This window comes from Aeromonas finlandensis (genome assembly GCF_000764645.1).
Lineage (GTDB): Bacteria > Pseudomonadota > Gammaproteobacteria > Enterobacterales > Aeromonadaceae > Aeromonas > Aeromonas finlandensis.
In genome coordinates this window covers 1-9,465 of sequence record NZ_JRGK01000125.1, presented here as the reverse complement: position 1 = coordinate 9,465, position 9,465 = coordinate 1, and the positions used below count along the sequence as shown (strand labels likewise).

Sequence of the window (9,465 nt, the reverse complement as noted above, 5' to 3'; positions counted from 1 at the left end):
CACATGGTGAGGCTTTGTTTAATCTGATGCCGACATCAAGATACTCAGGCGGCGCTGACGCTCTCCAGCTCGAACAGTTTCTCCAGATAGACAGCAACGCCATCTTCATCGGAGGTAAGGGTCTGCTCATACTCCGGCAGCGCCATTTTCAGGCGATCATGGGCGTTGCCCATCACGATGCCGCGGCCCACCATGGTCAGCATCTCGAAGTCGTTCATGCCATCCCCGAAGGCGATCGCCTCTGACATGTCGAAACCGTTCTGCTCCAGCACGGCACGCACCGCGTTGCCCTTGTGAACCCCGGCGTGCATCACTTCGAGGCAGTCCGGCAAGGAGAAGGTGACGTTAAGCCGGTCGCCGTAACGCTGGTTGAGGTGCGCCTCGATCTTCAGCAGCTTCTCGTGGTCGCCGATGTAGAACACCTTGTTGATCTTCTCTTTCGGTTCCTGCTTCAGGTCATCGACCAGACGGTAGGTGAATCCTGACTCGTCATGGAACTGCAGCAGCCATGGCAGCTCCTCTTCCACCACCCAATCATCACCCTGATAGACGTTGAGGTGGATAGAGGGATCGCGCTCCAGCGCAATCAGCTCGGCGGCAATCTCGGTCGGCAGCGGCTGGTTGAAAATCAGCTGATCCTGTTTGTCGTGCACCACGGCGCCATTGGAGGTAATGAGGTAGATGTCCATCCCCAGCGCATCGCGGAAGCTGCGTACGTCAACGTGATGACGGCCGGTGGCGACCACGAATTTCACACCTTGTTCTACCAGGCGGTGCAGGGTATCCCGGGTACGGGAAGAGATCTGGTGCTGCTTGTTGAGCAGAGTGCCATCGAGATCGGATACAACTACCTTGAACATCATTACCTCGGCATCAATTGAAAACAGGGGCAGTTTACCTTAGCCCGCACTGTCACCCCATTTATTTAGGGTTACAAAAAATAGCCAGCTCAGAAGCGGGCGAAAAAGTTGGCCATGGCGGTCAGGGCTGGCTGGCGCTTGTCGTCGGATTCGATAAACAGCTCGTGCCAGGCCCCCTCGATGCGCAGCGGTTTGCCCCCCTCACATTTGGCCAAGGTGCAGAAGAGGTCCTGCGCAGCATTGTCCACCACGCTGTCGCTGCCTGCCTGCAGCACCAGCAGCGGCGTCTTGATGGCGCCCGCATCGGCGATGGCGGCATCGGCACCCGTGATCCCCTGATAAATCCAGTGGGCGGTGGCGCCCCCAAGTTTGATCTGCGGGTGCTGCTCGTAAATTTGGCGGAAGGCCTGATAGCGTGACTGGCTGTGAGTCAGCTCGTTATCAGCAAAGCCGTGATCCTGATAGGCGCCCTGACCGGGACCGTAAGGGGGCTCGCCGAACCAGCCGCCGACTGTACCTATGGTGGTCGCCAATCCCTTGGCCAGCCACTTGGGCAAGCCGCCGAGATTGATGCCCAACATGGGGGAAGAGAGCACGGCCGCCTTGATATCGTCGGGCCAGCGCTCGAGATAACGGGCCGAGATAGCGCCACCCATGGAGTGGGCCAGCAGGAACAGCTTGGCGGGCTGGTCCGCCATGATTATCTGGTCGTGAAACTGCTTGAGATCGACCACATAATCGTCGAACTGGTCGACATATCCCTTCTGCGGGTCAACCAGCATCCGGTCAGACATCCCCTGACCACGGTGATCGATGAGGTAGAGGCTGTAGCCCTGACGCCAGAGATCCCACGCCAACTCCTGATACTTGAGATAGCTCTCGACCCGGCCATTGACGATGAGGATGGCGCGATCGACCTTGGCCTGGCGCAGAGCAGCATAACGGATGGTCACCCCATCCTTGCCCTTGAACTCTCCCTCAACCGCATGCTGGCGCCAGAAGTCGGGCAGAGTTTGCTGGTAGAGGGCGGGCACATCGGCTTCGCTGGTGAGCGGATAGGAATTGGTCACGGCAAGGGCTCCGGCAGAAAACAGGGTCAGGGCCAATAGGGAAAGAGAGCGGGGTTTCATCAGGCACACTCCTGTTGCCAGTGATCATAAAGGGCGGCGATCTCTCCCGAGCAGAGCAGCGCCATGCTGGCCTGCAAACGGGACAGGGGCCAGTCCCACCACTGCATCTCTTGCAGCATGACGATCTGCTCATCGCTGAAGCGACGACGGATCGGCTGGGCCGGGTTGCCGCCGACGATGGTGTAAGGGGCCACATCCTTGGTCACCACGGCACGGGTGGCGATGACGGCGCCATCACCGATGGTGATGCCGGGCATGATCATCGCTTCCGAGCCGATCCAGACATCATTGCCAATCCGGGTGTCCCCCTTGCGCAAAAAGCCACTGCGCGCCTCTTTGCCAAAGGTGTCGGGGTTGAACGGAAAGGTGGAGACCCAATCCAGCCGGTGGCCCTGATTGCCCGCCAGCATAAAGGTGGCGCCCGAGCCGATGGAGCAGAACTTGCCGATGATCAGCCGATCCACCTCGCCCCAGAGGCCGCTCTCCCAGGTGTCACGGGTCGAGCCATCGCCGAGCAGGTAGCGTACGCAGTGATCTTCAAACGGCTTGCCGTGGTAGTAGCCGGAGTAGTAGCTATAGTCGCCGGCCTCTATGTTCGGGTTGGTCAGGTGATCCCTGATGATTTTGGACTCCAGCCAGCTGCCAAAAGGATTTTCCATTATTTTTCCTCCTGATAGTTACCTTCACTCTGCGCCCACCCCTTGCGGGTCAGCTGCATCCGCTGCCACCAGAGCTCGTCCGCCAGAATTTCACCGGCCGGGCCGAGCTGGGGGTACGGCATCTCTTTCTCTTTGCAGAGCTGGGCATAGATGGGATAACCCCCCTCGAACAGAATGCTGTTCTGCTCCTCCAGAGTGAGCGGGCAGCCACGCTGGTAGCAGCCGGCCAGCTCGCGCTGGCGCTGCGCCTCGTAGAGGATGGCGGCAGCGGCCACCGAGACGTTGAGGGACTGCACCATACCCACCATGGGGATGACGATGTGGTGATCGGCCAGTGCCAGCGCCTCTTCACCGATGCCGTGCTTCTCCTGACCCACCAGAATGGCAGTCGGTTTGGTGTAGTCGATGGCGCGAAAATCGACCGAGCTGTCGGAGAGATGGGTCGCCAGGATCTGCATGCCGGAGGCTTTCAGCTCGGCAACGGCGCTGCCGATATCCGGGTGCAGTTTTACATCCACCCAGTTCTGGCTGCCGCGGGCGGTGCCCTTGCGCTTGTGGATCCAGGTTTTGGGCCAGACGGCGTGTACCCGGTGGATGCCGATGGCATCGGCGGTACGCACGATAGCGGCCAGATTGTGAGGTTTATGGACCTCTTCCATGCAGACGGTCAAATCGAGCTGACGCTGGGCCAGCATGTCGGTGATGCGCTTGAAGCGTTCGGGGGTCATGGCTTGTCTCTATAAAAGCAGCAGGCGGCTTGCGCCGCCTGTGTTCAGTTCTTCTGTCGGCTCACCTTGAGCACGTTGGGCATCACGCGGATCTTGCGCATGATGTTGGCCAGGTGGATGCGGCTCTTGGTGGTGATGAGCAGGCTGACCTGATAGACCCGGCCATCCTTCTCTTCGGTGCTGATGGCGTGAATGTTGGCGCCGGTGGCGGCAATCACGTTGGCCAGCTCGGCCAGCGCACCCTGATGATTGATGATCTCGATGCTGATACCGGTGCGGAACTCCTGCTCCTGCTCCTTGTCCACTTCCCACTGCACCGGCAGGTACTTGTCCGGCTCTTTGCTGTAGCCCTTGATGTTGCGGCAGGCTTCCTGGTGGATCACCAGCCCCTTGCCTGGACTGATGTGGGCGATGATGGCATCCCCCGGGATCGGGCGGCAGCAGTTGGCGAAGGTGACCAGCATGCCGTCGGCACCCTTGATCGGCATCTTCTTGCTGCTGGACTTGGGTTGCTCCTCCGGCGGCAGTTCATCCCCCAGCATGCGGCGCGCCACCATGACACTCATGGCGTTACCGAGGCCCACATCGGCCAGCAGCCCCTGCAGGTTCTCGTGCTTGGTGTCGGCCAGCACCTGCTTGATGCGTGGCTCGGGGATGTCTTCGATATTCTTGGCGCCCAGCGCATGGTTGAGCAGGCGGCGACCCAGCACCACCGACTCTTCGGTGCGCAGGTTCTTGAGGAACTGGCGGATTTTGGAGCGAGCCTTGGTGGTCACCACGAAGTTGAGCCAGGCCGCGTTGGGGCGGGCGCCCGGTGCCGTGATGATCTCCACCGTCTGACCCGAATGCAGCGGGCTGCTCAGCGGATAAGGGTGACGGTCGACCCGGGAACCGACGCAGGCATGGCCGATGTCGGTGTGCACCGTATAGGCGAAGTCCACCGGCGTGGCGCCAGCGGGCAGCTCCATGATGCGCCCTTCCGGCGTGAACACGTAGATCTCGTCGGGGAAGAGGTCGGTTTTGACCCCTTCGATAAATTCAAATGAGCTGCCAGCACTCTGCTGCAATTCCAGCAGGCTCTGCATCCAGCGCTGGGCGCGGATCTGGGCGGTCGTGCCCGAGCTGTCGCCATCCTGCTTGTAGGCCCAGTGGGCGGCAACCCCTTTATCGGCCATCTGATCCATGAATTCGGTGCGGATCTGCACCTCCACCGGTACCCCGTGCGGCCCCACCAGCGAGGTGTGCAGCGACTGGTAACCGTTGGTCTTGGGGATGGCGATGTAATCCTTGAAGCGGCCGGGACGCGGCTTGTAGAGGCTGTGCATCTGCCCCAGCACCCGGTAACAGGTATCTATGTCCTTCACTTTGACCCGAAAGGCGTAGATATCCATTACCTCATGAAATTGCAGCTCTTTTTTCTCCATCTTGTTGTAGATGGAGAACAGATTCTTCTCGCGGCCACTGACCTGATGCTCGATCCCCGCCTCTTTCAGGCGACCGCTGATTTCGCTCTGGATGGAGTCGATGATCTCGCGGCGATTACCACGGGCGCGGCGTACCGATTCGCGCAGCACGCGGGATCGCATCGGATAGAGCGCCTCGAAGCCCAGCTCTTCCAGCTCGTTCTTCATGGTGTGAATACCGAGGCGGTTGGCGATGGGGGCGAAGATTTCGAGGGTTTCCCGGGCGATGCGGCGGCGCTTGTCCGGTCGCAGGGAACCCAGGGTGCGCATGTTGTGGGTGCGGTCGGCGAGTTTGATCAGAATGACCCGGATATCCTGGGTCATCGCCATCACCATCTTGCGGAAGTTCTCGGCCTGCGCCTCTTTGCGATCGCGAAATTTCAGCTTGTCGAGCTTGGAGACCCCGGCCACCAGTTCTGCAACCGCATTGCCAAACAGTTCGGCCAGGTCGGCCTTGGTGACAGAGGTGTCTTCGATGACGTCGTGCAACACGGCGGCCATCAGGGTTTCATGATCGAGGCGCATGTCACCCAGGATTCGGGCAACGGCTACGGGGTGGGTAATATAGGGTTCGCCACTGGAACGCATCTGTCCCTGGTGGGCATCACGGGCCACCACATAGGCTTGCTTGAGCTTCTCAACCTGCTCTGGCGGCAGGTAGGAACTGGCTATTTCTTTAAGGTTTTCAAATAAATACAAGACAGTCCCCGCAGCGGTAAAACGGCAATTCGTGGAATTGAGGGTATAGCCCTGAGTTTGCGAGGTTTTCGAGCGGTTGTAAATGGGGATGAACAGTCGGCACCCGGGCGGGTGCCAACCGGAGGAATAACTTAACCGCGGCCTTCGGCGATGGCAGCAACGGCAGCCAGCTCGGCGGCTTCCTGCTCTTGCTGTTCATAGCGGTCCTGGGTGTCCATCACTTGATTGTTCACCAGACCCAGCTCGATCTCACGCAGGGCGATCACAGTCGGCTTGTCGTTCTCTTCGTCGACCAGGGGATCTTTGCCTTGTACCGCGATTTGACGAGCGCGGCGCGCGGCGACCAGCACCAGGTCAAAACGGTTACCTACCTGTTTTACAGCATCTTCTACAGTAACGCGTGCCATGCAGGACTCCAGTGTTTGGGCTTTCTGTATTTAGAAAAGCAGTGTTTAAAAATGACGCAAAAGTTTACTTGTTTTTGGCTTACTCTGCCAGTAGCTGTTGCAGCAAGTTTTTTTGAGCCTGTTGCTGGTGACGCATCTCCAGCCGTTGGCACTCAATAATGGACCTGAGCTGGAACAGCGCCTGCTCGAAGTCTTCATTGATAATGACATAGTCATACTCGTCGTAGTGCACCATTTCGGCAATGGCTTTCGCCATCCGGCCGGCGATCACTTCGGCGCTGTCCTGACCGCGCCCAATCAGGCGGCGTTCCAGCTCTTCGCGGCTGGGGGGCAGGATGAAAATGGATTTGGTCGGCATCAGCTCGCGGATCTGGCGGGCACCCTGCCAATCGATGTCGAGAAATACGTCGATCCCCTTGGCCAGACAGGCTTCGATGGCGGCGCGTGAGGTGCCGTAGTAGTTGCCGAACACTTCGGCCCACTCCAGAAAATCACCGCGCTCGATCAGCGCCTTGAACTCTTCCACCTGAACGAAGTGGTAGTGCACGCCGTGCTCTTCGCCAGGACGGGTGGCGCGAGTGGTGTGGGAAACCGACAGCTGCATCTTGCCCGCAGCGTTATGTTGGGTCAGCAAGGCATTGAGCAGACTGGATTTACCCGCGCCGCTCGGAGAAGAGATGATATAGAGAGTGCCTTGTTGCGCCATGTTATTACCTTTAATCGAAACCGCTGTTTTGGTTGTAGCAGAGGCCGCCGTCTTGTGCCCGAAAGGGAGACAGCCAAACGCAAAACACGGAAAATTCTTGAGTCAGGGGGATGTAAAGGCGGCGAATTTTACCAGAATACGGCGAATAAAAAAACGGCCGGAATCATATTCCAGCCGTTCAACGTATTCGTAGCTTGCCGCGGGAGCGTAACCCACATCACTCCTTTGGTAAGGCAATGTCCCAATGACGTGTTGCATGGGGTGCCCCAGCGCCTCAGGCGAACAAGCCGCGCAACACGGCATCAGGCAAGACGAGGGGCGTCAGATCAGATAGCGATAGCTGAGCCGCTCGTTCTTGCGCGGCCCGGTGATCTGCCAGCCCAACAGAAAGCCGTCATCGATCTCGGTCAGCTCGGCGCGGTAGTGATCCGCCCCGCACAGATGCGCCTCGGCGGTCAGCCAGCGGCCATCCCCTTGTGGCAGCAGCTCGAACAGTTCGACCGGCGCTTCATAACGCAGATGGGAGAGACGGATCCCCCGCCCACTGCGCTGCCACCAGAAGCGGTTGTACATGGCGAGCTCCCGCCCGTGGGGCGTGGTGTAGCGGCCCTGCTCGCTAAACAGCCAGCCACCCTGATGATCGGTCACCAGCACACTCCCCTCGCCCCGCCCATTCCAGTCGGTTGCCGACCCCTCGCCGTTGCTGGCGGTAAAGGCAAATGCTCCGACCTGTGGCAATCGTCCCCATAAACGCTGGATTGCCGCTTCCATCTCGGCCATCATAGCCCCCTTAAAATTGACAACTGATGATAAATCAAACACATGAACTACTTGATAGGGGTCACCCTGCTCTGGTCATTCTCCTTCAGCCTGATCGGGGTCTACCTCGCTGGCCAGGTCGATGCCTACTTCTCGGTGCTGACCCGCATCGCCCTCGCCAGTCTGGTGTTTCTCCCCTTCCTGCGCCGCCGCTGGCTGCGCCCCGATCTGGTGGCCAAGCTGATGGCCCTCGGCGCCATCCAGCTCGGCATCATGTATCTCTTCTACTACCACTCCTTCCTGCTGCTGACGGTGCCGGAAGTGCTGGTCTTTACCATCTTCACCCCTATCTACGTCACCCTGCTGCACGACCTGCTGGAAGGGCGCTTCAAGCCCACCTATCTGTGGGGCGCCCTGCTGGCGGTGCTCGGGGCTGCCGTCATCCGCTTCGACGGCCTGACCGAAAGTTATGTGCTGGGATTTCTGGTGGTGCAGGGGGCCAACCTCTGCTTCGCGCTCGGTCAGGTGGGCTACAAGGTACTGCTGGCGCGGGAGGCGGAGCAACCGCCGCAACTGGCGGTGTTTGGCTGCTTCTATCTGGGGGCGCTGGTGATCGCCCTACCCGCCTGGTGGCTGCTGGGCAAGCCGCAATATCCGACATCGGGGCTACAGTGGAGCATTCTGCTCTGGCTGGGGGTGGGTGCTTCCGGCCTCGGCTACTTCCTGTGGAACAAGGGGGCGACGCTGGTCAGCAGCGGGGTGCTGGCCATCATGAACAATGCGCTCATTCCGGCCGGCTTGCTGGTCAATCTGCTGCTGTGGGGCAAGGATACCGACCTGACCCGGCTGACCATCGGTGGCCTATTGATGCTGGCCTCGCTCTGGGTTTGCCAGCGTCACAAAAGCGGCCAGCCCTGACCGCCATCAGCCTACGACGGCGTTGTGCTCCCGTCTGGCCTGACCGTGGCAGGTGGCCACCCGGGCCAGCAGATGGTCGAGCTGCTCGCCGGACTGGCTCTGTACCAGCCCGATACTGACGGTGACCGGCCGCTGTGGCAGCAGGCTGGCATCGGCAATCTCGAGCCGCAGCCGTTCGGCGATCTCCAGCGCACTCATTCGTTCGGTCTGGGGGAGCATCAGAATAAAGCCATCCTCATCCCAGCGGGCGAAGGGAGCTTCCCGCCGCAGTTCATGACGCACGATGCGTGCCAGCTTGGCCAGCATGGCATCGCAGGCAGCTTCGCCAAACAGCTGGCGGATCTTGGCCATGTGATCGATGGAGAACTGCAACAGGCTGAAACTGCCGCTCTCGGTTGCCAAGCGCTCTTCAAGCAGTTGCTCAAAGCGGCTGCGACTCTCGAGGCCTGTGAGGGGATCGGTGCCATGCCGTTCATCGACCAGCACCACGGCAGGATCGAGATGACGGACGATACCCAACAGGTGGCCACGCTCGTCAAGACGCATCCGCTCTTCCAACCGAATGTAGTGACCATGGTGATGGAGGATGCGGTATTCGAGGCGCAGGCCGCTGCTGCGACCGCCCTGGCAGGCGAGCAGGGCATCTTCCAGCCGGGACACATCGTCGGGATGAACCCGATCAAGCCAGCCGAGATCATCCGGCCAGCTCTCCCCCAGTCCAAGCAGGCGCAGGCAGGAGGGATCGCGGCGCAATCCCTGTTGCGCAGACCAGGTCCAGATCCCCGCTTCCAGCAGGGTCATGGCATCAGACAGCAGACCCGGATCAAGCCGGGCAGTCACATCGACCAAAGGTGTCTTGAGCATTTCCATGGGCGCCTCGAAAGCAAATCTGAATACCTGCTCAATAAGTAACATTGGCGTTCACGCCGAGCAACAGGGTCAGATCGCTTTTGTGTGATACCCGTTCATCAGGGTCTGCCAGTTGCCCGGTACGAAGTGGAAACTGGTATGCAATTGGGACTCTTTATTGAACGAACGGAGCAAGCGTTCCAGATTGGCTTTCTGCCACTCGCCGGGAGAGCGGATCGCCCCCTTGTCAAAATCGATCACCCACACCTTGCCCTCTTTATCGAGCA

The 9,465-nt window shown here is 59.8% G+C and carries 11 protein-coding genes; 1 reads left to right on the top strand and 10 read right to left on the bottom strand.

The window, feature by feature from the left end:
- Positions 1-44: 44 nt before the first annotated feature.
- The 8 genes from LD28_RS0111105 to LD28_RS0111070 all read right to left on the bottom strand — a co-directional run bounded on the left by LD28_RS0111105 (position 45) and on the right by LD28_RS0111070 (position 7,435).
- Entirely contained in the window at positions 45-860 is an 816-nt protein-coding gene (locus LD28_RS0111105; RefSeq protein WP_033137033.1) for a Cof-type HAD-IIB family hydrolase, read from the bottom strand.
- 89 nt (positions 861-949) lie between these two features.
- Positions 950-1,990 carry an alpha/beta fold hydrolase gene (locus tag LD28_RS0111100; protein ID WP_033137031.1) on the bottom strand — a complete coding sequence of 347 codons (1,041 nt, stop codon included), beginning with the start codon at positions 1,988-1,990 and terminating at the stop codon, positions 950-952.
- Positions 1,990-2,649, bottom strand: coding sequence for a CatB-related O-acetyltransferase (locus LD28_RS0111095; protein ID WP_033137030.1), 660 nt, complete (start codon positions 2,647-2,649; stop codon positions 1,990-1,992). Before LD28_RS0111095 ends, LD28_RS0111100 begins: the two co-directional genes overlap by 1 nt.
- Entirely contained in the window at positions 2,649-3,377 is a 729-nt protein-coding gene (gene trmH, locus LD28_RS0111090) for a tRNA (guanosine(18)-2'-O)-methyltransferase TrmH (protein ID WP_033137029.1), read from the bottom strand. Before trmH ends, LD28_RS0111095 begins: the two co-directional genes overlap by 1 nt.
- A 44-nt stretch (positions 3,378-3,421) precedes the next feature.
- The gene (gene spoT, locus LD28_RS0111085; RefSeq protein ID WP_033137028.1) at positions 3,422-5,539 is read right to left on the bottom strand and encodes a bifunctional GTP diphosphokinase/guanosine-3',5'-bis pyrophosphate 3'-pyrophosphohydrolase; all 2,118 of its coding nucleotides are present in this window, start codon (positions 5,537-5,539) and stop codon (positions 3,422-3,424) included.
- 131 nt (positions 5,540-5,670) lie between these two features.
- Complete coding sequence (gene rpoZ, locus LD28_RS0111080; protein WP_005307060.1) at positions 5,671-5,946, bottom strand: DNA-directed RNA polymerase subunit omega; 276 nt, start codon at positions 5,944-5,946, stop codon at positions 5,671-5,673.
- A 79-nt stretch (positions 5,947-6,025) separates the two neighbouring features.
- Positions 6,026-6,652 (bottom strand): guanylate kinase, encoded by a 627-nt coding sequence (gene gmk, locus LD28_RS0111075; RefSeq protein ID WP_033137027.1) that lies wholly within the window; start codon positions 6,650-6,652, stop codon positions 6,026-6,028.
- A gap of 321 nt (positions 6,653-6,973) precedes the next feature.
- Positions 6,974-7,435: a DUF6314 family protein gene (locus LD28_RS0111070; RefSeq protein ID WP_081959519.1), complete on the bottom strand. Its 462-nt coding sequence runs from the start codon at positions 7,433-7,435 to the stop codon at positions 6,974-6,976.
- Between the two features lie 39 nt (positions 7,436-7,474).
- Between LD28_RS0111070 and LD28_RS0111065 the strand changes: the two genes are divergently transcribed.
- Positions 7,475-8,329 carry a carboxylate/amino acid/amine transporter gene (locus LD28_RS0111065; protein ID WP_033137025.1) on the top strand — a complete coding sequence of 285 codons (855 nt, stop codon included), beginning with the start codon at positions 7,475-7,477 and terminating at the stop codon, positions 8,327-8,329.
- A 6-nt stretch (positions 8,330-8,335) separates the two neighbouring features.
- Here the strand turns inward: LD28_RS0111065 and LD28_RS0111060 are convergent, their stop codons facing one another.
- Complete coding sequence (locus LD28_RS0111060) at positions 8,336-9,199, bottom strand: sensor domain-containing diguanylate cyclase (RefSeq protein ID WP_033137032.1); 864 nt, start codon at positions 9,197-9,199, stop codon at positions 8,336-8,338.
- A 69-nt stretch (positions 9,200-9,268) separates the two neighbouring features.
- Positions 9,269-9,465 (bottom strand): lipopolysaccharide kinase InaA family protein (locus tag LD28_RS0111055; protein WP_033137024.1); only part of this gene is annotated, 197 nt, incomplete at its 5' end.

Excerpts from the sequence above, each read along its gene's own strand:
- LD28_RS0111070 (WP_081959519.1), bottom strand. The coding sequence starts at position 7,435 with ATGATGGCCGAGATGGAAGCGGCAATCCAGCGTTTATGGGGACGATTG.
- trmH (WP_033137029.1), bottom strand. The coding sequence starts at position 3,377 with ATGACCCCCGAACGCTTCAAGCGCATCACCGACATGCTGGCCCAGCGT.
- LD28_RS0111065 (WP_033137025.1), top strand. The coding sequence starts at position 7,475 with ATGAACTACTTGATAGGGGTCACCCTGCTCTGGTCATTCTCCTTCAGC.
- LD28_RS0111060 (WP_033137032.1), bottom strand. The coding sequence starts at position 9,199 with ATGGAAATGCTCAAGACACCTTTGGTCGATGTGACTGCCCGGCTTGAT.
- LD28_RS0111095 (WP_033137030.1), bottom strand. The coding sequence starts at position 2,649 with ATGGAAAATCCTTTTGGCAGCTGGCTGGAGTCCAAAATCATCAGGGAT.
- gmk (WP_033137027.1), bottom strand. The coding sequence starts at position 6,652 with ATGGCGCAACAAGGCACTCTCTATATCATCTCTTCTCCGAGCGGCGCG.
- LD28_RS0111105 (WP_033137033.1), bottom strand. The coding sequence starts at position 860 with ATGTTCAAGGTAGTTGTATCCGATCTCGATGGCACTCTGCTCAACAAG.
- LD28_RS0111100 (WP_033137031.1), bottom strand. The coding sequence starts at position 1,990 with ATGAAACCCCGCTCTCTTTCCCTATTGGCCCTGACCCTGTTTTCTGCC.
- rpoZ (WP_005307060.1), bottom strand. The coding sequence starts at position 5,946 with ATGGCACGCGTTACTGTAGAAGATGCTGTAAAACAGGTAGGTAACCGT.